Raw genomic sequence first — 21,583 nt, forward strand, 5'->3', positions numbered from 1 at the left:
GCTTTTCCATGTCTGCCGATGTAAGCGTGAAAATCTGCGGTCTGACCGCCCCGGAGCATGTGCGCGCCGCCGTTGACGCCGGTGCGCGCTATGTCGGGTTCAACTTCTTTCCAAAGTCACCGCGATACGCCCCTGTGCCGCAGGCGGCGCAACTCGCGTCTCTGGTGCCGGCCGGAGTGGCCAAGGTGGCGCTTGCCGTGAACTTCTCGGATGCGCAATTGGATGAGATTGTCACTGGAGTGCCGCTCGACATGCTGCAACTCCACGGATCAGAAAGCCCGGACCGCGTCGCGGAGGTCAAAGAACGCTATGGCTTGCCGGTCATCAAGGCCATTGGCATTGCCGAGGCTGAGGATCTCACGGCCATCGATCTCTACGCGGATGCCGCAGATCAGTTGCTGATCGACGCCAAACCGCCGAAGAATTCGGAGTTACCGGGCGGGAACGGGTTGCCGTTCGACTGGCGTCTGCTGGCCGGGCGGAAATACTGGCGCCTTCCCTGGATGCTGTCAGGTGGCCTCAACCCGCAAAACGTGGCCGAAGCCATTCGGATGACGGGTGCGCGGCAAGTTGACGTTGCATCCGGTGTCGAAACTGCGCCGGGCGTCAAAGACGCTGACCTGATCAAAGCCCTTATCCGCGCCGCCCAATGATCTGAACCGCGGGTAATCGCGTATCTCTTTTCATGGAGGACGCAAAGATGCTCGCAGCCATTGGCGGCGTTTCTATAAGACACTGGTACCATGCGCCCGAGTTTTACTGGCGGGCAGGGCGGGCATTGCGTCAGGCACAGGAAGACCCGGCATGTGAGCACGCCGAGGTGTTTCAGCGCGACGGGCTCTATTTCTCGCTGAGCGTCTGGCGCGACGCTGATGCGATGCTGGACTACGCGCAATCAGGTCCGCATCGCGGGGTAATGCAGGCAGCGCATCGATTGGCCAACGTGAATACGTTTTACCATTTTCCATGCGACACAGTTCCGTCCGCAGAACAGGCGGTGCGTTTGTGGTGGCAGAACACCCGTGCCGCGGAATGATACGTTTTGCGATGGCAAAACAGCCCGGCACCACCTATGAACATCGGGTACGACGAGGGAGACACCCATGGCCAACGATCTTTTCAATTCCTTCATGTCCGGCCCTGATGAGCGTGGCCGTTTTGGCATTTTCGGCGGGCGGTTTGTCAGCGAAACACTGATGCCGCTGATCCTGTCGCTGGAAGAGGAATACAACAAAGCCAAGGACGATCCGACCTTTTGGGCCGAAATGGACGATCTGTGGACCAATTACGTTGGTCGACCCTCGCCGCTCTATTTCGCCGAGCGTCTGACCGAGCACCTAGGCGGTGCGAAAATCTATCTCAAGAGGGATGAACTCAACCATACCGGCGCGCACAAGATCAACAACGTGCTGGGTCAGATCATTCTGGCGCGCCGCATGGGCAAGACCCGCATCATCGCCGAAACCGGCGCCGGGCAGCACGGCGTCGCAACAGCGACCGTTTGCGCAAAGTTTGGTCTGAAATGCGTGGTGTACATGGGCGCACATGATGTGCAGCGCCAAGCTCCCAATGTGTTTCGAATGCGCCTGCTGGGTGCCGAGGTCATTCCCGTGACATCGGGCCGTGGCACTCTGAAGGACGCCATGAACGATGCGTTGCGCGATTGGGTGACGAATGTGCGTGATACGTTCTATTGCATTGGCACCGTGGCCGGCCCGCATCCCTATCCGGCGATGGTGCGGGACTTCCAGTCGATCATCGGCAAGGAAGCCAAAGAGCAGATGCGCAAGGCAGAAGGCCGTTTGCCAGATACGCTGATTGCGGCCATCGGTGGCGGCTCGAACGCCATGGGCCTGTTCTACCCGTTTCTGGATGACCCGGACGTCAGCATTATTGGTGTCGAAGCAGGTGGCAAAGGCGTAAACGATAAGATGGAGCACTGCGCCTCTTTGACTGGTGGTCGTCCCGGTGTTTTGCACGGTAACCGCACTTACCTGCTGCAGGACGATGACGGACAGATTCTCGAGGGCTATTCGATCTCGGCCGGCTTGGACTACCCCGGCATCGGACCAGAGCATTCTTGGCTACATGATATTGGTCGCGCGCAATATGTCTCGATCACCGACAGGGAGGCACTGGAGGCGTTCCAGCTATGCTGCGCAACGGAAGGCATCATTCCGGCGCTCGAACCCTGCCATGCCCTGGCACATGTGATGAAAATTGCGCCCGAGCTTCCAGAGGATCACATCATCTGCATGAATATGTGCGGGCGTGGGGACAAGGACGTGCAGACGGTCGCGAAATATCTGAACTTTGATATGTCCGATACCGAAGGCCGTACGGCTGACTGACACGCGCCCGGGGCTTTGCGCCCCGGGTGTTTCATGTCACGGTGCGTGGTATGCAAAATACATCCAGTTCGGAAAAGCTCGATCAAAAGTATGACGCGGCCGCCCCCGGTTGGGCTGACAAGATGCGTCTGCTTGGGTATTTCGACGCCTATCTGGGCTTTCTATCGACGGGGTCAGCCGGGGATCTCGGTCGCAACGCGCTGGATGTGGGGTGCGGTACGGGTGCTTTCGCTGAGGCGCGTGCCGTCATTCAATCCGAAGGCCGGGTTACTCTGATGGAACCGGCGGACAAAATGCTCCGGCAGGCAGAGGTCGCGCTGTCTCAAAGGGGTGTTGCGGCCAAAACGGTCCAATCACGGCTGGAAGACTACCAGTCTGCCGAACCTTTCGATTGCATTCTCGCGGCCCACATTCTGGAGCATTGCGAGGATCCGATCAATGCGTTGCGCCATATGCGCCGCCTGGCCATACCCGATGCCAAACTGTGGCTGGTCGTCAGCAAACCACACTGGTGCAATGCCATTATCTGGTTCCAATGGCGTCACCGTTCCTACTGGCCGCAGAAAGTGGCAGAGATGCTCAGGGATTCGGGTTGGGTGTTGGAGATGGAACACAGGTTTCCAGCCGGTCCGCCCTCTCGCACGTCGCGCGGGTACTTGGCCCGCGCTCTGTGACAACTAAACCAGTGCGCCAGTTCAGGCGGGTCAGCTTTGATGCAGAACCGTCTCGAAACCCTCAAATTGCGGCGGCCCCATCAGAGCGGATTGCGTGCTGCTTTTTCCGGCATTCTTATGCGCGTCGCGGAACTGCTCGGATTTGGTCCACGCTTCAAAGTCTGCGCGTCTGTCCCAAAGGACATGGCTGGAGTACAAGCGATACCCGTCGCCCTCCGGACCCTTGAGCAGGCGAAACTCCTGAAATCCCGGCAACTCCTGCAAACGGCTTTCGCGGTCCTTCCAAACGGCTTCGAAATCGGCTTCGCGGCCCAGTAGGACCTTGAAGCGATTCATAGCGATAAAACTCATGATCTTCCTCGTCTATGGTCGGTAAGACGCTGGCTAAGGAGGCCCTTGGCTGGCGGATGTGTTCGCCTCTTTTTATCAGGTCGCGTCAATCAGTCTTGGCGGCGTGTTGACGCAATATCTCGATTGGTGTGATGTCCAGCGCGCGTTGATGCGTTGCCTCAAGATGAACGCGCGGCGCACAGCCCTCCTCATGCGCTTGCAGGAATCTACTGGCGCACAGGCACCAGCTGTCGCCTGGTTTGAGGCCGGGAAAGTCGAACTCGGGCCTCGGCGTGCTCAGATCGTTGCCGACATATTTCGAAAACGCCAGAAACTCGGCCGTCATCACCGCACAGACCGTGTGGCTGCCCTGATCCTCGGGGCAGGTGTTGCATGCGCCGTCCCGAAAAAAACCTGTCAGCGGGTTGCGCGAGCACGGCGCCAGCACGCCGCCCAATACGTTGACACTGTCTTGCTTTTGCATAGGCGTACCTTACAGGTTTCTCGCGATTGTGCGGAACATTTCTACGTTCCGGGTGTTGACTCCAGGGTCGCGGAACTGACGGTCCGCACCGGTGGTGACGATCAGAACGTCGCGTGCCTGATCAAAGTAGATGTATTGCCCATAGACGCCCCGGGCAAGAAACTCGCCTTCTTCTGCGCCAATCGGAATCCACCACTGATACCCATAGCCTGTTTGGCCTTCCTTTGTTGGCGCACTGGCGCGGGTCGCCTCTGCGATCCAGTCTGCCGGTACCAGTTGGTGCCCGTCGCGAGTTCCGTTTTGCAGGATCATCTGTCCAAACCGTGCAAAGTCGCGGGTGGTAAAGTTCAAACCGCCCAGAACAAACGCCACTCCGGCACCATCAGTGATGTAGTACCCATTCCGCTCCAGTCCCAGCGGCTGAACGATCTTTTCTGTCATCAACTCCGAAACGCTGCGACCTGTCGCACCCCGGATCACCATTCCGATCACATGGGTGTCGATCGACACATATTGCCAGGTCTCGCCAGGCAGCGTGAAACTTTCGGTGAGCGATGCTGCAAAATCGTCCAGTTCCCCGCCCAGCGCCACAACACGACCCATACGGTTGATGTCGGAGTTATAGTCCAGATAGTCCTCGTCAAACCTAACGCCGCTGGTCATGTTCAGAACGTTACGGATGGTTGTCGTTTCATAGGCGCTGCCTTGCAGCTCCGGCGCATGCTGCACGACCGGATCGTCAAGAGACCCGATGGCACCTTCGTCCATAAGGATACCCAGCAGAGCCGAGAGATAGCTTTTGGCGACGGACCAGGAAATCCGTCGGTCTTCGGGTGCGGTGCCCAGATAGTATTCTTCGAACCGGATTTCGCCGTCCTGCATGACCAGCAAAGAGGTAACCGACCGTTCTTCGATCCAGGTGTCCGTGTCGCTTGGCAAGTCGAAACCCGCGCCGTAGGGCAATTCCCAGGTCGGTCCGTCACCGCGGGGTAGGTCGGTTGTCAGGAAAGCTTGATCCATGTGCGAGAAGTTGTGAACGATCTTGTCTTCGGAAAACAAAGAGTTCACTGCCATAAGGCGCTGAATTTCTTCGCGCTTCCAAAGACCGATAACAACGGCGGCCAGCACCAAAGCCAAAATGATCCGTAATGCCCATTTGAACACTGTCCGCATCTGAATCCTCCCATTATGGTTCGCATTGGAACGTGGGCTGGTTCAATACGCAATGGCTACGTTGCGGAAGGTAAACCCCCGGATTACCTGAATTTATCCAAAAGTCTTTGCATCACGGATCGCTCATCCGTGATGGGTTCGGGCGATGGCTCGGGATCTGGGTCGGCCTGTGACGGAGTGGGCGTTTTGGAGGATCGCGCAGGCGCGGTGCGCAGGGCCACCGCATTCATGAACTTTCCCCCCTCATCCAAGGCCAGATGTGCTGCGCCGTCCGAAACTCCTTGCAACACATTCTCAAGCCAATCGCCGTCAGATTTTGCAAAATCGCTGAGCACATAGGGCGAGACCATTTCTTTGCGCCCGGGATGCCCAATGCCCAGCCGAACCCGGTCATAGGCTGCCCTAATATGATCGTGTATCGAGCGCAATCCGTTGTGGCCTGCGTGACCGCCGCCGGCCTTTACGCGAACCTTTCCCGGTGCCAGATCCAATTCGTCGTGAAAGACCGTCACCTGCGTCGACTCGAGCTTGTAAAATCTCATGGCTTCGCCCACCGATTGGCCCGAGCGGTTCATGAAGGTCATGGGCTTGAGCAACAGAACCTTTTCGTCGCCGAGGCGTCCCTCGGCCATGTCGCCCTGAAACTTTGATCGCCATGGACCAAAGTCGTGATCCTCGGCGATTCTTTCAACGGCCATAAAGCCGATATTGTGCCGGTTCCGAGCATATTTAGGTCCGGGGTTTCCCAAGCCGACAAACAGCTTCATGGCATAGCCTTCGCGTCGCATCTACACGTCTAATTGTGTCACGTGCTTGCACGGTTTTATTGCAAAACGCCACCCTGAAAGAAAAACGAGGCCCTGGTAGGAGCCTCGTCTCTTCATTTCAGGAACGGTGGAAGACTATTCTTCGGCGTCTTCGCCGATGACTTCAACTTCATCTGCGGCGACTTCGTCTGTTTCGCCCTCGCCTTCGTCTTCGTCCTCTGTTGCCAGCCCGGTCGGTGCCGAGATGTTCGCAATCACGAAGTCCCGGTCGATGGTCGGTTTGACGTCGCCGGGCAGGTCGACAGACGAAATTGTTGCAACGTCGTTGATTTCCATTCCGGTCAGATCAACGGTGATTTTCTCGGGAATATCGCCCGCGGTGCAGACCAGCTCGACCTCGGGTCGCACAACTGTCAGAACGCCGCCTTTTTTGATGCCTGGGGCGGCTTCCTCGTTGATAAACTCAACGGGGATGAACAGAGCGATCTTGCTGGTGCGCCGCAGGCGCATCAGATCAAGGTGGGTCGGCAGGTCCTTGACGACATCACGCTGAACATCGCGGCAGATCACGCGAACGTCTTCGTGACCTTCGACCTTCAGGTTCCACAGGGTCGACTTGAACCGTCCGGCTTTCAGGCGCTTGAACAACTCGTTGAACGGTATCTGAATCGGTAGCGGATCGTTGTCGCCACCAAATACAATGCCCGGAACCATGCCTTCGCGGCGTGCCTGACGAGCGGCGCCCTTGCCTGTCCCCGTCCGTTCCAGAGCTACGAGATCAGGAATCTCACCAGCCATGTTAATTCTCCAAAGTTAGGGCGGGCATCCTCCAAGGCTGTATGCCCGCGTGAAGCCGCGTCTTTAGCTTGATTCACTGGGTTTGGAAAGGGCTTTTTGGCTCCTTGCCATGTTGCGAGGCTCTGCCTCGCGCTCCGGGGTATTTGAGGCCAGATGAATGAAGGATTCCCTGCTTCACTGGCCTCAAATATCCCGGGGGAGTCGCCCCCTCAGGGGCGGCGGGGCAGCGCCCCCCGCACCTCATCAGTTTTGCCAACGCCCGCCGAAATCTTTGGGAATCAGCAGGTTGTGACGTCCCAGATCGCTCACGTTTCGCTCTCCACACAGCGCCATGGTTGTATCCAGTTCCTTTTGGATAACATCCAGCGCTGTGGTGACGCCATTCTGGCCCATGGCACCCAGCCCATAGACAAAGGCGCGGCCGATATAGGTGCCCTGCGCCCCGAGAGCGAGCGCTTTCAGAACGTCCTGACCCGAGCGTATACCGCTGTCCAAGTGAACTTCGATATCGCCCCCAACTGCATCCATGATTTCCGGCAGCATGCGGATCGAGCTAAGCGCGCCGTCCAGTTGGCGTCCACCGTGATTGGACACGATAATGGCGTCGGCACCCAGTTTGGCTGCCATTTTGGCATCCCCGGCATCCAGAATGCCTTTAAGGATCACTTTGCCGCCCCATTGTTCCATCAATTTCTCGACCTTGCCCCAATCAAGACTGGGATCGAATTGTTCGGCCGTCCAAGCCCCCAGAGAGGAGGCGTCTGATATGCTTTCGACATGACCGACAATATTGCCGAATTCGCGCCGCTTTGCGCCCAACATCTCAACGCCCCATGCCCATTTGGTCATCAGGTTTGCGATGGTTTTGGCGGTCAGCTTGGGCGGAGCGGACAGCCCGTTTTTGAGATCCTTGTGGCGTTGCCCGAGTATTTGCAGGTCCAGCGTGATGACCAGAGCCGAGCATTTTGCATCCTTCGCGCGCTGGATCAGACGACTGACATAGTCGGTGTCCTTCATCGTGTACAACTGGAACCAAAATGGTTTGTTGGTGAAATCCGCCACATCTTCGATCGAATTGATCGACATGGTGGACAGCGTGAAGGGCACGCCGAAGTCCTCGGCGGCTTTTGCGGCTTTCATCTCTCCATCAGCGTGTTGCATGCCGATCAATCCGACGGGGGCCAGCGCGACCGGCATGGTTGCGTCTTCACCGATCATTTGTGACGCAGTTGACCGCCCATCCATGTCGACCGCAACCCGTTGGCGAAGGCGGATTTTCTCAAAGTCCGAGCTGTTTTCGCGGAATGTTTGTTCCGTCCAACTGCCGCTTTCCGTGTAGTCATAGAACATACGTGGGACGCGCCGCTCGTAAATCTTTCTCAGGTCCTCGATTGTCGTAATTACGGGCATAGTCGGCGGCCTCATCGGAGTGAATTGGGAATGCGCTGTTCCGGCTAGACCGAGTGTGCTCCATCCGCCAGCGTTTTGACAAAATCCAGTATGTCGGCCACGGGCTTGCGCGCGCCGATCTGGCTGACGATTGCCGATCCGACAACGGCACCATCGGCAACGGTGGCGATGGCGCGTGATTTGTCCGGCGTATTGATGCCAAATCCAACGATGACGGGCAAATCCGTCGCGGATTTGATACGCGCCACTTCGGGACCGACATTTGCGGCCTGTGCCTCGGCTGCGCCAGTGATCCCTGTGATGGAGACGTAATAGACAAAGCCCGAGGTATTCTGAAGAACACGGGGCAGGCGTTGGTCATCCGTGGTTGGCGTTGCCAAACGAATAAAGTTCAGCCCAGCCGCCTGCGCCGGAAGGCAAAGCTCATCGTCTTCTTCCGGTGGCAGATCGACCACGATCAACCCGTCTATGCCGGCGGCTTTGGCGTCCGTCAGGAACGTGTCGACGCCACGGTTGTAGATCGGATTGTAATACCCCATCAGCACAATCGGCGTCGTGTCGTCGGTTTCCCGAAAGGCGCGCGCCAGATCCAGGGTGCGCTGCAGCGTCATGCCGCCGTCTAGCGCACGTTGCCCCGCCGCCTGGATGGTGGGACCATCTGCCATCGGGTCGGTGAAGGGCAATCCCAGCTCGATCACATCGACCCCTGCGCCGGGCAGACCTTTGACAACCTCAAGCGATGTATCGTAGTCGGGATCGCCGGCCATAACGTAAGCCACAAAGGCCTTTTTCCCTTGCGCTTTCAGCGCGGCAAACTTGGCATCGATACGGGTCATGGGATGTCCTTGCAGTCAGGTTTCGACCTGATGTGCAGAAACTCTGACTGAAAATCAATCCCACTGCGGTGAGAATGGCTCAGAACCCGAGATGATAGCGCAGCATGACAGCGTTTACGCCCGGGTTCTCCTCTTGCGTACTGGCATTGGATTTGTGTGTAATCGCCACGGAAACCTTGTTGCCGCTGTTCAACGTGTAACCGACCCCCAACAGGCTGCGGATCTGAAAGCTGCCACCCAAATCATTCAATGCGTTGGATTCGTCATAGTATCCAGGCATAACGCTGCCTTCGACAAACCAGCGGTCATTGAACGCGTAAACGCCAATCAGGCCCGCGCCGATATGCGTATCACCGTCCACGTCCACCGAGAGTGCGGCCCCCCAGGTGGCGCTGAATCGGGTCGCCTGATGAAACGGTTTGTGCTGATACTCCAGTGAGAATATCGCCTGATCTTCGGACTGGCTGTCCGAATAATCCGCATATCCCGCCCCGAATATGATGGATTGCGCCGAAGCGGATGTTGTGACGCTGGCGGCTGCAGCGGCAATAAGAAGGAGTGTCTTCATTTTAAATCTGTCAACTGATTGTCTGAGGTTCGTGGTTCGGGGCGGACCTTAAGGCGCTTTTTTTATGTTGTGCAAGGCTGCAAGTCGGGAACAAATCCGTGATGTGTCCAAACGGGCTCAACAACGCAGGTTCCGCTCAGCGGCTTGCGCATCGAGCCGGACCTGCCTAGAAGCAGCCGCGAATGGCATCAGGAGACCGTCATGGGCTTTAAAATGGGAATTGTGGGGCTGCCAAATGTCGGCAAATCGACGCTCTTCAATGCGCTGACCAAAACCGCAGCCGCGCAGGCAGCGAACTTCCCGTTTTGTACTATTGAACCCAATGTGGGCGATGTCGCGGTGCCCGATGATCGGTTGGACAAGCTGGCCGCGATTGCCAGCTCAAAGCAGATCATTCCAACGCGCATGACCTTTGTGGATATCGCCGGTCTGGTGAAAGGCGCGTCCAAGGGGGAAGGTCTGGGCAACCAGTTTCTGGCCAATATTCGCGAGACCGATGCCATCGCCCATGTCTTGCGCTGTTTTGAAGATGGCGACGTAACGCATGTCGATGGCCGCGTCGATCCGGTCGCGGATGCCGACACCATCGAAACCGAGCTGATGTTGTCTGATCTGGAGAGTATCGAAAAGCGCCGTGCCAATCTGGTGCGCAAGCTGAAGGGAAATGACAAAGAGGCGAAGCAGCAGGATCGTCTTCTGGCCGCTGCGCAGGATATGCTGGAGAACGGTCAACCAGCCCGTCTAGTTGAGGTTTCGGACGAGGACACAAAGGCCTGGAAGACGCTGCAACTGCTGACCACCAAGCCGGTGCTCTATGTCTGCAACGTGTCCGAGGAGGAAGCGGCCGAGGGCAACGAATACTCCGCAAAAGTCGCCGAGATGGCTGCAGCGCAGGGCAATGCCCACGTTATCATCAGCGCCAAGATCGAAGAAGAGATCAGCCTGCTGGAAGAGGACGAAGCGCAGATGTTTCTGGAAGAGATGGGTCTGGAAGAACCTGGCCTCGACCGCCTGATCCGGGCTGGCTACGATCTGCTGAAGCTGGAAACCTATTTCACCGTCGGTCCGAAAGAAGCCCGCGCCTGGACCATCCGCACTGGCACCGCCGCGCCGCAGGCGGCAGGTGTCATTCATGGCGACTTCGAAAAGGGTTTCATCCGCGCCGAAACCATCGCTTATGATGACTATATTGCCGCCAATGGGGAGCAGGGTGCGAAAGAGGCAGGTAAGATGCGGGCCGAAGGAAAAGGCTACATCGTCAAAGATGGCGATGTGATGCACTTCCTGTTCAACAACTGATCAGTACGGGGTTGCCGGGGCTCTGAGCAGCCCGGCAGTACTTTGGCGTGCTAGTTTCCGACCCCAAGCTCCTGCCGCATCGTGTAGTAATCCCAGACGACCCAGCTTTCCGCGATCTTCCCGTCGGCGACCCGGTCGATCTGGACGCCTGTCCAGTTCACAGGGCGACCCGAGGCGGGCAGGCCAAGATAGGGGCCGGTCTGAGACCCGTAAAAGCGCCAATGTGTTGAAACGCGGTCGCCTTCAGTGATCTGACCAATTATCTCGACTTTCAGATCGGGAAAGGCTTTGTGGACGTCTGCGACAATTCTGGCCCAGGTTGCAAGATCAACGCTCCCAGTCCCGCCGGTGGCCAATGGCGCCTGATGGTTTTGATAACCCTCGGCGAATATTGCCTCGTCGATCTTAGAATCCGCCGCCCACATTTCGACGACCTGTCGGGACAGACTCTTTGCGGCGGAATTATCGCCTTGTTGCGCCATAACACTTCCTCCTGAGACCTATGCCAGCAAAGCTGCCAGTGCCCAAATCCGTGCGACCGGGCCGATGCACTCCCTAATCATTGAAGTCCTCCGTCCATAATGTCGATATCGGCTCACGATAACCCGTCGATCCCTAAAGACGAAACTGCAATCTCGCCATCGCAACTAGTGCTTTCACGGCGCCACAAATACGCTACTGTGCGCTTCTGACCTCAAAAGGCAACGACGGCATGATTGAAATCCGTGACCTGCAATTGCTCAGCGCTTTGGCGCGGCATCGTCACTTTGCAAAGGCGGCAGCCGAGTGCGGGATTTCCCAGCCAGCGTTTTCCATGCGTATCCGCAATCTTGAAGACCGGCTTGGCGTGTCTATCGTACGCCGCGCCAATCGGTTTCAGGGGCTGACCCAAGAGGGTGAGATGATCGTCCAGCGGGCACGGCGTATCCTTGATGACGCCAAAGCGCTGGAACAGCAGGTGCAGGCGGCCAAGGGCGAAATCACCGGCACGCTGATCCTGGGGGTGATCCCAACGGCCATTGCCTTTACCGGGCGTTTGATCAAACGGCTGCGGCAGGCGCATCCCCGGGTTGTGACGCGGATCGAAACGATGTCTTCAACCGCGATCCAACACCGACTGGATGAGGGAAGCCTGGACGCGGGCGTGACCTATGGTGACAGCATCGGCACCGATCTGAGACAGGTTCAGGCGCTTTACGAGGAAACCTATGTTTTGCTTGTGCCGTCTCACATGACAGATGAAACCGGCGCGATCCCCTGGGCGCGCGTGGCTGAATTCCCGCTCAGCCTGCTCGAACCTCAGATGCAGAACCGGCGCATCCTGGACCGGATTTTCGCCGAGCAGGGTTTGCATCCCGATGTCGTGGCCGAATCCAGCGGTTTTACGGCGTCGATGATCATGGCGCGCGAGGGGTTGGCCGCTACCGTTGTCCCGCGTGTTCTGATGCGAGCATTGGGTGATCTGCAGGCGACAAAAGTGCTGCCGTTGACAGACCCGGTTGTAAGCAAACCGATTTGCCTGGCTACTCTGACCCGTGATCCCGAATTACCAACTGTGGGAGCGCTGAAAGCGATTGTGACATCGTTGCGGTGATAATTTTTCGTTATCGTGCGATAGGCTTTCGAGATTTGACGGTATGCTACTCTGATGGAACAGACTCTGTCTGATACGGAGGAAAGCATGGCACCATTGGACACCAAGCCATCCGACGCAAAACTGGGCGTTTGGAAGTCAGGTAAGGGCAAAGGGCGGCATACGCCCAAAGGTCGTCAGTTCACGGATGAGGCGCAGGCCGAAATTGCGCGCCTGTTGGGCAACCGCCCGCGCCGCCGTGACCTGCTGATTGAATTTCTGCATTTGATTCAGGATGAACACGGCCATATCAGCGCTGACCACATTGCTGCTCTGGCGGTTGAGATGCGGGTCGGTCAGGCCGAGATCTACGAAACCGCGACCTTCTATGCCCATTTCGATGTGGTGAAAGAGGATGAAGCACCTCCGCCCGCGCTGACCATTCGGGTCTGTGATTCTCTATCCTGCGAGATGGCCGGTGCCCAGCAGTTGCAGAAGGCGCTGGAAGACGGGCTGGACCCGGCTGAGGTTCGTGTTGTCCGCGCACCTTGCATGGGTCGTTGCGATACCGCTCCGGTACTGGAGATCGGACACAACCATATCGATCACGCGACCCCCGAAAAGGTGCAGGCCGCGATTGCTGCCGATGACACGCACGCACATCTGCCGGACTACGAAACCTTTGCGGCTTATGAAGCGAAGGGCGGATACGCCAAGCTGAAAGAGCTGCGCGAAGGGGGCGATTGGGAAAAGGTGCAGGAAGATATCCTGTCCTCAGGCCTGCGCGGTCTGGGCGGTGCTGGCTTCCCGTCCGGCAAGAAATGGGGCTTTGTTCGCATGAACGAGGGCCCGCGCTACCTGGCTGTGAACGGGGATGAGGGCGAGCCCGGCACGTTCAAAGACCGCTACTATCTGGAGCGCACGCCGCATGTCTTTCTTGAGGGCATGCTGATCGCCGCCTGGGCGGTCGAGGCCGAGACCTGCTTTATCTACATGCGTGACGAATACCCGGCGGTGCTGGAAATCCTGCGTCGTGAGATTGCGGCATTGGAAGACATGGGTATTGTCGAGCCGGGTTACATCGACCTGCGCCGCGGTGCCGGTGCCTATATCTGCGGTGAAGAATCCGCGATGATTGAATCGATTGAGGGCAAAAAGGGCCTGCCGCGTCACCGTCCTCCGTTTGTGGCGCAGGTGGGGGTCTTTAACCGCCCGACCTTGGTGCACAATGTCGAGACGCTGTATTGGGTCACCAAAGTGTGCCGCGAGGGGCCGGAATGCCTCAACAGCACCGAAAAGAATGGCCGTAAGGGTCTGCGCAGCTATTCGGTCTCGGGCCGGGTGACAAAGCCGGGCGTTTACTTGCTGCCTGCGGGGTCAACCATTCTGGACGTGATTGAGGCGGCCGGTGGTATGGCCGAAGGGCAATCCTTCAAGGCCTATCAGCCGGGCGGTCCATCTTCGGGTTTGTTGCCTGCATCAATGGACGACATCCCGCTGGATTTCGACACTCTGCAACCGCATGGCACCTTTATCGGGTCCGCCGCCGTGGTGGTTTTGTCCGATCAGGACACCGCCCGCGACGCGGCGCTGAACATGCTGCGGTTTTTCGAGGATGAAAGCTGCGGCCAATGCACGCCCTGCCGCGCCGGTTGCGAAAAGGCCGTGAAGCTGATGCAGGCCGACAAGTGGGATCAGGACCTGCTCGAAGACCTTTGTCAGGTCATGGGCGATGCGTCGATCTGTGGTCTGGGGCAGGCGGCCCCAAACCCGATCCGCCTGGTCATGAAACATTTCGCTGACGAAATCTGAGGGAGACAGAGCCATGCTTGACGCAAGCCCAACCAAGACCGTCACCTTCAATCTGAACGGTAATGACGTCACCGTGCCCGAAGGCTGGACCATCTGGGAAGCCGCCAAAGGGCAGGGGTTCACCATCCCGCACCTGTGCCACAAGCCGCAGCCGGGCTACAAACCCGATGGCAACTGCCGTGCTTGTATGGTCGAAGTCGAAGGCGAGCGCACGCTGGTCGCCTCGTGCATCCGTCCTGCGGCGGACGGTATGATCGTTAAGACCGACAGCGAGCGTGCCGAGAAATCGCGCGCCATGGTCATGGAACTGCTGGTGGCCGACCAGCCCGAGGAGGCGCACGACACCTCCAGCCACTTCTGGGACATGGCCAAGCTGACCGATGTCAGCGACAGCCGTTTTCCGACGAAAGAACCTGAGAAGATTCCACTGCTGGACGACAGCCATGTTGCTATGCGGGTCAACCTGGACGCCTGCATCAACTGCAATCTCTGCGTCCGGGCGTGCCGCGATGTGCAGGTCAACGATGTGATCGGCATGGCGGGTCGTGGCCACACCGCACAGGTGGTATTCGACCAGAACGACCCGATGGGCGATTCAACCTGCGTGGCTTGTGGCGAATGCGTTCAGGCGTGTCCTACAGGGGCGCTGATGCCGGCCACTGTGCTGGACGATCAGCAAAAGGGCGATAGCAAGGACTACGATTCCGAAACCGAAAGTGTCTGCCCGTTTTGCGGTGTGGGCTGCAAGGTCTCGCTCAAGGTCAAAGACGGCAAGGTCAAGTATGTCGAGGGCATCAATGGCCCGGCAAACGAAGGCCGTCTGTGCGTCAAAGGCCGCTTCGGTTTCGACTATATCCACCACCCGCATCGCCTGACTAAACCCCTGATCCGCCGCGAGGATGCGCCTGAAAAGGGTCTGAACGTCGATCCTGCGGACCTCTCGACCCATTTCCGCGAAGCGACTTGGGAAGAAGCGATGGATTTAGCGGCCACCAAGCTGATGGCCCTGCGCGACGAAGATCCGCGCAGCGTTGCGGGCTTTGGCTCGGCCAAATGCACCAACGAAGAAGCCTATTTGTTCCAGAAGTTCATCCGCCAGGGCTTCAAGCACAACAACGTCGACCACTGCACCCGTCTGTGCCACGCGTCGTCCGTTGCGGCTCTGATCGAGAACGTTGGTTCTGGTGCCGTGACCGCGACCTTCAATGAGATCGAAAACGCGGATGTGGCGATCATCATCGGGGCCAACCCGATTGAAAACCACCCGGTGGCTGCGACCTATTTCAAGCAGTTCACCAAGCGCGGCGGCAAGCTGATCGTGATGGACCCCCGTGGCGTCGGGATGCGGAAATTCGCCGACGAGATGCTGCAGTTCCGTCCGGGCGCGGATGTCTCGATGCTGAATGCGATCATGAACGTAATCGTGGAGGAAGAGCTCTACGACAGCCAGTATATCCACCGCTGGACCGAGAACTGGGAGGCCGAGAAAGAACACCTGCGCGCGTTCACACCCGAGGCAATGGCACCCATCTGCGGAATCGAGCCGGATCAGCTACGCCGCGTGGCCCGTACCTTTGCACAGGCCAAGGCCGGTCTGATCTTCTGGGGTATGGGCGTCAGCCAGCATATCCACGGCACCGACAACTCGCGCTGCCTGATCTCGCTGGCGTTGATGACCGGCAACGTGGGCAAACCCGGTGCAGGTTTGCATCCGCTGCGCGGCCAGAACAACGTGCAGGGGGCCTCGGATGCAGGTCTGATCCCGATGTTCCTGCCGGACTATAAGACGGTCACGGATGACAATATCCGGGCGCAGTTTACCGATGTCTGGGGCTCTGACGATTTCTCGAACGAAAAAGGTCTGACGGTTACCGAGATCGTCGACCAGATCTATGCCCGCAACATCAAGGGCATGTATATCCTGGGCGAAAACCCGGCCATGTCCGACCCGGATGTGAACCACGCGCGCGAGGCGCTGGCTAAGCTGGAGTTGATGATCGTGCAGGATATCTTCCTGACCGAAACAGCGAACTACGCCGACATCATCCTGCCCGCCTCGGCGCTGTATGAGAAGAACGGCACGGTGTCGAACACCAACCGTCAGGTCCAGCGGGTGCGCCCCGCCGTGGCACCTCCGGGCGAGGCGCGCGAAGATTGGCAGATCACCGTCGATCTGGCGCAACGGATTGGTCTCAAATGGGACTATAGCGACGTGTCTCAGGTCTTTGCCGAGATGAAGCTGACCATGGAGTCGCTCGACAACATCACATGGGAGCGGCTGGAGACGGAGTCGATCACCTATCCCTCCCTCAGCGAAACCGACCCCGGTCAGTCTATTGTCTTCGGTGACGGTTTCCCGCGCACCGATGGCAAAGCTAAGTTCACACCGGCCAGCATCATTCCGCCAGACGAATCCCCGGATGAAGAGTATCCGATGATCGCCACGACGGGCCGTCAGCTGGAGCATTGGCATACCGGGTCGATGACGCGCCGCGCCATGGTGCTGGATGCCGTTGAGCCCGAGGCGAACTGTTCGATGAATCCCCGGACGCTAAAGCTTATGGGGATCGAGCCGGGCGAAACGATCCGCCTGACCACTCGTCGCGGTTCGATTGAGATCATGGTGCGCGCCGACCGGGCGATTGCCGAGGATATGGTGTTTATCCCATTTGCCTATGTTGAGGCGGCGGCGAACATCCTGACAAATTCCGCTATCGACCCCTATGGCAAAATCCCCGAGTTCAAATTCTCGGCCATTCGTGTGGAAAAGATCGAAGACGCCATCGCAGCAGAATAGGGTGCAAGAACACGTGGAAGCGGGCGGTCCGGGTCAGGGCCGCCCTTTTTCGTTTTGTGCGCTGGACACAGCCTCGGTTTCCCGCCTTCATGTTCTCGTAAAAGGAGGCAGCGATGTCAGAAAACCCAATAGGCGGTCATGACGGTCCATATCCGGCCCCGGTTGAAATTCCGGGCCGTCCAGTCGACCCTGCCTGGATTGACTATAACGGCCATATGAATGTGGGCTATTATGGCGTCGCCTTTGACATCGCACTGGAGCAGATGCTGGTCGAGCATCTGGGTTTGGGCGAACCCCAGGTCAAGACCGCAGGGCAGGGTCCCTATATCCTACAATCCCACCTGACTTTTCTGCGCGAAGTCACCCAGGATGCAACCATCTGTTTTCGCTTTCGAATGCTGGATGCCGATTCTAAACGCGGGCATTACTTCGCCCAGATGATTTCGGTTGATGGCAATGAGGTCTGCGCGACCCAAGAGGCGCTGTTCATGAATGTCAGCCATGAAACGGGGCGTTCCGTCGCCTATCCGGACTGGGCTGTGGCGCGGTTGGCTCGGATGGTGGACGATCACAAAACGTTGGACCGCGTCGTCCAAATGGGTCAGCCCATCGGGATTCGTCGGAAAGAGAGGCGCTGACGGGCGGGGCGCTCAATAATCTCGTTCGAAAAACAGGCCGATACCGGTTTCGCCCTTTCCGTCCACGGTGCCACGGACGGTGAAGTTGTCGGTAACGTCGAGGTTCAGGTTCACCTCGGTATCTCCTTCGGTGTTTACCGTGAAATCGGTATAGAGATTGTCACTTAGATACGCGCCAGCCCCCAGTCGCCCGGCGCCGCCTTCGGTCGCGCCTATATCAATCGTATCGACGCCAGTTGAACTGCGTAGGCCCCTGGTGGCGTCCCCGCCAGCTCCGCTCAACTGCGCCAGCGAGGCCGCCATCTGAGCCACGACAAAGGGCGAAAGCTCGGAAAACCTATTGCCGAACAAGAGCATGGCGAGGGCTTCTTCGGCTGGGCGCTCGGGATCTGAAAAAACGTCGACTTCGGGGGAATCGAGCGGGCCGGCAATCTCGATCGTTGCGGTTCCGTCCGAGGTGCTGGCCGAAGACTCGAACTCGATATATGGGGTCAGATCGCCCTGCAGCGTGACAATACCCTTGGTCAGGGCCAGCCTGCGCCCCAGGATGTCAAAGTTACCGCGGATAAGCTCGATCTGACCTGATGGGATAACCGAAGTGGTGGTGCCGCCGATCGCGATCCGACCACCAAGTTCCGCGTTCACGCCCCGGCCGCGCACGAATACGGCTTTGGGGGCCAAAAGATTGATGTCCAGCGAAATGCGGGACGCGCTTTGGCTGCCGTCATCGGTGGCAACCAGCTGTGCCCGCTCGCGCGTGACATAGCTGGCGCGGCTTTCATTCAGATGCTGGATTTCAGGAATCGGTGCCGCGCCAACAGCGCCGGATGCGGCAGCGAGATTGATGTTGGTCTCAACAAAGGTGATCTGCCCGGCCAGCAAACTGTTGCCTGCCAAGGCCCCCGTCATCGCGATCTGGCCGTCCAGCGTGGTTTCGTAGAGCAACTGATCTGTCAGCACGAGGTTGTTGATCGCGGCAGTGATCTGCGCGTTGAAAGGCGGTGTCAGATCCACCGGCCCGCTGATTGCGAAACCGCCACCCGCGCGCACGCCGCCGTTCAGTGAAATCGTGGCGCGGCTATTGGCCAGATCAACCGATCCGCTGATACCGGTGATCGTCTGGCCAATTGACGGGATTGCCATCGAAGTACCGGACGTGGTGATCGAACCGCTTACCGACTCCAACGCCGGCTTTCCCTTGAGTGCCAGATTGAACCGCGCGGAACCATCGATCTTGTTGGGGGTAATGAAGACGTTGGCAAGTCCGATATTGACGCCACCCTGCGCTGTCAGATCTGCTTGTCCGGACGTTTCGTCGAACGTACCGGCGACAGTTGTGTTGATGTCTGCCGGACCGCTAGACGTCGCATTTATGGTCCAGACTCCATTGGCGCGTTTTGCCGTACCCGTTGCGGCAACAGTTCCGGGAAACTCGGGTGCGAACCGTTCGATCCGGTTGAACTTGGCGTCGAAATCCAGATCGGCAGACCCATTTGCATCCACAGTCCCTTTGAGGTCGGCATACGAGCTGTCGGGACCCTGCAGGCTTGCTGTGCCTTCCAGTCCGGAACCGGTCGGTGCAACATTTCCGTTCAGTGTCAGCGGTCCTGAGAGGGTGTTTGACAGACGGGCCAGATCATCCAGCCGGGCGGTGAAGTCGAGGCCGCCAGAGTCCCGATCCAACTGGCCGGATGCATTGGCCGACAGCGCTGTGCCGTTCAGGCGGAAGGCGCGAATGTTAAGACCCTGATCGTCATTCACGGCGTCCACCGTTAACTCTGTTCGACCTTGAATCAATTTGTCGACTGGGTTGATACCGGTGCTGACATCGTCGGCTTGTAGGCTCCCTTGCACGTCGAAGGTCTTGCTGCCTTGCGCGCCCTTACCCTGTACATCGGCGCGAATTGATCCGGCCAGATCTCGCTGCGCAAGGGCCGAAAAGAGCGACAGATCGGGGACCGTCAGCTTACCTTGACCGTCTACCGCCAGATCACCCGCAGGGTCATCAATGGTGGCGACAACCTCAGCCGTAAGGGCCGTTCCGTTTACCTTGGCCTGCCGAATGTCGATCTGATCCTGACCGAGTGCGCCGTCGAATTCGAGTGTGGTCTTGCCTGTCAGCAAGGGATCGAATGCTGCCATCCCGGTTTGGATGTTCTGGCCGGTGACGCTGGCGGTTCCGTCAAATTCCAATGTCTGTATCGTTCCCGTGCCGTCCAGGCTGGCCTGAAGCGCGCCAGCCAAGTCCCGTTTGGCCAGTCCGGAAAAGACGGACAGGTCGCGCGCATCCACGCTGGCCTGTCCATCGATTGAGATATTGCCATCCGGTGTCGTCACGGTGCCGCTGGCCTGCGCGCGCAACACATCCGCGATAATGGTGAAGTCACGGACCGACACGCCGTCGGCATCGCGCTTGGCGTCAAGCGTTATTTTGGTTTCGCCAGCGATCACCGGGTCGATATCATCCCGCCCGGTGGACAGGTCGCTGCCTTCAACAGTCAGCTGACCGTCAAAGCTGCCCTCCAGCGGTGAACCGCTGCCGGTGACCTGCGCCGAGGCTTGCCCGCCCAGCTGCAAACCCGCCAGATCGGAAAACCGCGACATGTCGGACGCCTCCAGCGATGCGGACCCATCCACATTCAAGCCGCTGGTCAATCCGCTGATTAATGCGTCAACAGCCAGGGTATAATCTGACCCGACCAGTTCGAACCCCGACAGGTTCAATGACTGGTCGCTGCCATAGTCGAACAGGCCATCCAGCGTGATGCGGTCGCCCAGAGCCGTGTTCAGCGCCGGATCCACCATATCGACACCGTCCAAAGCTGCCTGGACATCGCCATCAATTGTCAGGGTGCTGCCCTGCGTCAGCGTTCCTTGCGCGGTGATCTGCCCTCTTTCCAGGTTGATTTGTTTCGACTTGAACGCATCTGCCGTCAGACTCAGATCCCAATGGTCGCCGTTTTCCTGATCGAACAGAGCCGATACTTGTGCTGCCTCAACGGAGGTCTCCCCGCCCGAGATCGGCAGCACCACGGCTTCCCCATCCGGTGGCGTAATGCGTCCTTGCAACGCTGCGCGTTGCAAGGCGCCTCCGGTTGCGAGTTGCAGTTCCCCTTTTAAGTTCAGCGCCTGCGACGTGAATTCCAGATCGCTGATATCCAGTGCACCATCCGGATGCGTCAGGCCATCGACAAAAAGGCGCGTTTGCGTGCCAAAAAACACATCCATGTCCTCGGCAACAAATGGTGTCAGATCGCCGCCCAGATCGGCGGTAAAGGTGATTCCGTCTTGCGCGCTGGCGGCGGCTGTCGGTGCAGACCGCAATCGAACCTGACCTGTAACGCGTGGCTGGTTGTCACTGCTCAGACCGATATCAGCGGTGAAATCGGTGACCGGACCAGACCCCCTTGCTGTCAGTTCGATCGGAGGGCTGTTCGGGATGTCAAGGGCGGTCGAGATCAACCCGCCGGACGCTTCGACCACCTGCAAATCCAGGTCGATCTGGCTGTTCGTATTCTGAAAGCCCGCCGTCAGATTGATCTGATCACCCGCACGGTCCAGCCGTGTGATATCCAGATTTGTGTCCAGCGTTCCATCTGCGAGGGAGAGGTCGCCGTTGACGGAAAGATCGGCCGCAACGCCGATCAATGGCTCTCCCAACGCAAGCTCATCGATCCGTATCTCGCCGATCTCGATGGCGACCGGCAGTTCTGGCAACTGGAACGGTTGCGTTTCTGCGGATGGAGGCGGTTCTTCTTTTGTCGTGGTGCCCGGCGCGCGCGCAATGTCGATCTCTTGTGCGGTCAGAGTGTTGACCGAGAACCTGCCCCGGATCAGGGCCAAACGGTTCCAATCCAGTTCGGCATCCTTGATGGTCAGCCAAACGCCTTCGTCGTCGGCAACCGTGATTTCTCTGATTGTCGCGCGGGAACTCAGGGCACCTTGCAGCCCGGTCACAGTGACATTCTGATTGTCCCCAGACAGCGTGTCCTGCAGGAACCGCTCGATCATGCTGCCGTCATCGTCATCCTGCGCCAACAGCGGCGCTGGTGCAGTCATGGCCACAGCCAGAA

At 58.4% G+C, this 21,583-nt stretch carries 19 protein-coding genes; 9 read left to right on the forward strand and 10 right to left on the reverse strand.

Features of this window, described 5'->3' with window-relative positions:
- Nucleotides 1-8: 8 nt before the first annotated feature.
- The 4 genes from ACR3ES_RS09810 to ACR3ES_RS09825 all read left to right on the forward strand — a co-directional run bounded on the left by ACR3ES_RS09810 (nt 9) and on the right by ACR3ES_RS09825 (nt 3,025).
- Nucleotides 9-653 (forward strand): phosphoribosylanthranilate isomerase, encoded by a 645-nt coding sequence (locus tag ACR3ES_RS09810; protein WP_170431860.1) that lies wholly within the window; start codon nt 9-11, stop codon nt 651-653.
- A 32-nt stretch (nt 654-685) separates the two neighbouring features.
- On the forward strand, nt 686-1,036 hold the full coding sequence (locus ACR3ES_RS09815; protein ID WP_480493388.1) for a DUF3291 domain-containing protein: 351 nt from the start codon (nt 686-688) through the stop codon (nt 1,034-1,036).
- Between the two features lie 67 nt (nt 1,037-1,103).
- Nucleotides 1,104-2,351: a tryptophan synthase subunit beta gene (gene trpB, locus ACR3ES_RS09820; RefSeq protein ID WP_480425273.1), complete on the forward strand. Its 1,248-nt coding sequence runs from the start codon at nt 1,104-1,106 to the stop codon at nt 2,349-2,351.
- A gap of 50 nt (nt 2,352-2,401) precedes the next feature.
- Nucleotides 2,402-3,025, forward strand: coding sequence for a class I SAM-dependent methyltransferase (locus ACR3ES_RS09825; RefSeq protein WP_480425274.1), 624 nt, complete (start codon nt 2,402-2,404; stop codon nt 3,023-3,025).
- Between the two features lie 30 nt (nt 3,026-3,055).
- On the opposite strand, the gene hmuQ is transcribed toward ACR3ES_RS09825, so the two are convergent.
- From hmuQ to ACR3ES_RS09865, 8 genes are all read right to left on the reverse strand, one after another.
- On the reverse strand, nt 3,056-3,376 hold the full coding sequence (hmuQ, locus tag ACR3ES_RS09830) for a heme-degrading protein HmuQ (RefSeq protein ID WP_170431863.1): 321 nt from the start codon (nt 3,374-3,376) through the stop codon (nt 3,056-3,058).
- Between the two features lie 85 nt (nt 3,377-3,461).
- Nucleotides 3,462-3,839, reverse strand: coding sequence for a DUF2237 domain-containing protein (locus ACR3ES_RS09835; protein WP_170431864.1), 378 nt, complete (start codon nt 3,837-3,839; stop codon nt 3,462-3,464).
- Between the two features lie 9 nt (nt 3,840-3,848).
- On the reverse strand, nt 3,849-5,012 hold the full coding sequence (locus tag ACR3ES_RS09840) for a serine hydrolase domain-containing protein (RefSeq protein ID WP_170431865.1): 1,164 nt from the start codon (nt 5,010-5,012) through the stop codon (nt 3,849-3,851).
- Nucleotides 5,013-5,095: 83 nt separating this feature from the next.
- Nucleotides 5,096-5,779, reverse strand: a complete 684-nt coding sequence (gene pth / locus ACR3ES_RS09845) for an aminoacyl-tRNA hydrolase (RefSeq protein WP_170432366.1) — start codon at nt 5,777-5,779, stop codon at nt 5,096-5,098.
- A gap of 135 nt (nt 5,780-5,914) precedes the next feature.
- Nucleotides 5,915-6,577 (reverse strand): 50S ribosomal protein L25/general stress protein Ctc, encoded by a 663-nt coding sequence (locus ACR3ES_RS09850; protein WP_170431866.1) that lies wholly within the window; start codon nt 6,575-6,577, stop codon nt 5,915-5,917.
- A 243-nt stretch (nt 6,578-6,820) separates the two neighbouring features.
- On the reverse strand, nt 6,821-7,987 hold the full coding sequence (locus tag ACR3ES_RS09855) for an alpha-hydroxy acid oxidase (RefSeq protein WP_170431867.1): 1,167 nt from the start codon (nt 7,985-7,987) through the stop codon (nt 6,821-6,823).
- A gap of 44 nt (nt 7,988-8,031) precedes the next feature.
- Nucleotides 8,032-8,823: a tryptophan synthase subunit alpha gene (gene trpA, locus ACR3ES_RS09860; protein WP_170431868.1), complete on the reverse strand. Its 792-nt coding sequence runs from the start codon at nt 8,821-8,823 to the stop codon at nt 8,032-8,034.
- Between the two features lie 79 nt (nt 8,824-8,902).
- Nucleotides 8,903-9,391, reverse strand: a complete 489-nt coding sequence (locus ACR3ES_RS09865; protein WP_170431869.1) for an acyloxyacyl hydrolase — start codon at nt 9,389-9,391, stop codon at nt 8,903-8,905.
- A gap of 201 nt (nt 9,392-9,592) precedes the next feature.
- On the opposite strand from ACR3ES_RS09865, the gene ychF reads away from it, so the two are divergent.
- Nucleotides 9,593-10,690, forward strand: coding sequence for a redox-regulated ATPase YchF (ychF, locus tag ACR3ES_RS09870; RefSeq protein WP_170431870.1), 1,098 nt, complete (start codon nt 9,593-9,595; stop codon nt 10,688-10,690).
- A gap of 50 nt (nt 10,691-10,740) precedes the next feature.
- Here ychF and ACR3ES_RS09875 read toward each other — a convergent pair whose 3' ends face one another.
- Nucleotides 10,741-11,172: an ester cyclase gene (locus ACR3ES_RS09875; protein ID WP_170431871.1), complete on the reverse strand. Its 432-nt coding sequence runs from the start codon at nt 11,170-11,172 to the stop codon at nt 10,741-10,743.
- Between the two features lie 230 nt (nt 11,173-11,402).
- Between ACR3ES_RS09875 and ACR3ES_RS09880 the strand changes: the two genes are divergently transcribed.
- The 4 genes from ACR3ES_RS09880 (at nt 11,403) to ACR3ES_RS09895 (ending at nt 17,510) form a co-directional block, all read left to right on the forward strand.
- Nucleotides 11,403-12,284 carry a LysR family transcriptional regulator gene (locus ACR3ES_RS09880; RefSeq protein WP_170431872.1) on the forward strand — a complete coding sequence of 294 codons (882 nt, stop codon included), beginning with the start codon at nt 11,403-11,405 and terminating at the stop codon, nt 12,282-12,284.
- 87 nt (nt 12,285-12,371) lie between these two features.
- Entirely contained in the window at nt 12,372-14,075 is a 1,704-nt protein-coding gene (locus tag ACR3ES_RS09885; RefSeq protein WP_170431873.1) for an NAD(P)H-dependent oxidoreductase subunit E, read from the forward strand.
- Nucleotides 14,076-14,088: 13 nt separating this feature from the next.
- Complete coding sequence (fdhF, locus tag ACR3ES_RS09890; protein WP_170431874.1) at nt 14,089-16,872, forward strand: formate dehydrogenase subunit alpha; 2,784 nt, start codon at nt 14,089-14,091, stop codon at nt 16,870-16,872.
- 113 nt (nt 16,873-16,985) lie between these two features.
- The gene (locus ACR3ES_RS09895) at nt 16,986-17,510 is read left to right on the forward strand and encodes a thioesterase family protein (RefSeq protein WP_170431876.1); all 525 of its coding nucleotides are present in this window, start codon (nt 16,986-16,988) and stop codon (nt 17,508-17,510) included.
- A gap of 12 nt (nt 17,511-17,522) precedes the next feature.
- Here ACR3ES_RS09895 and ACR3ES_RS09900 read toward each other — a convergent pair whose 3' ends face one another.
- Nucleotides 17,523-21,569 carry a translocation/assembly module TamB domain-containing protein gene (locus tag ACR3ES_RS09900; protein WP_170431878.1) on the reverse strand — a complete coding sequence of 1,349 codons (4,047 nt, stop codon included), beginning with the start codon at nt 21,567-21,569 and terminating at the stop codon, nt 17,523-17,525.
- Between the last annotated feature and the right edge of the window lie 14 nt (nt 21,570-21,583).

This window comes from Ruegeria sp. B1 (assembly GCF_056535885.1).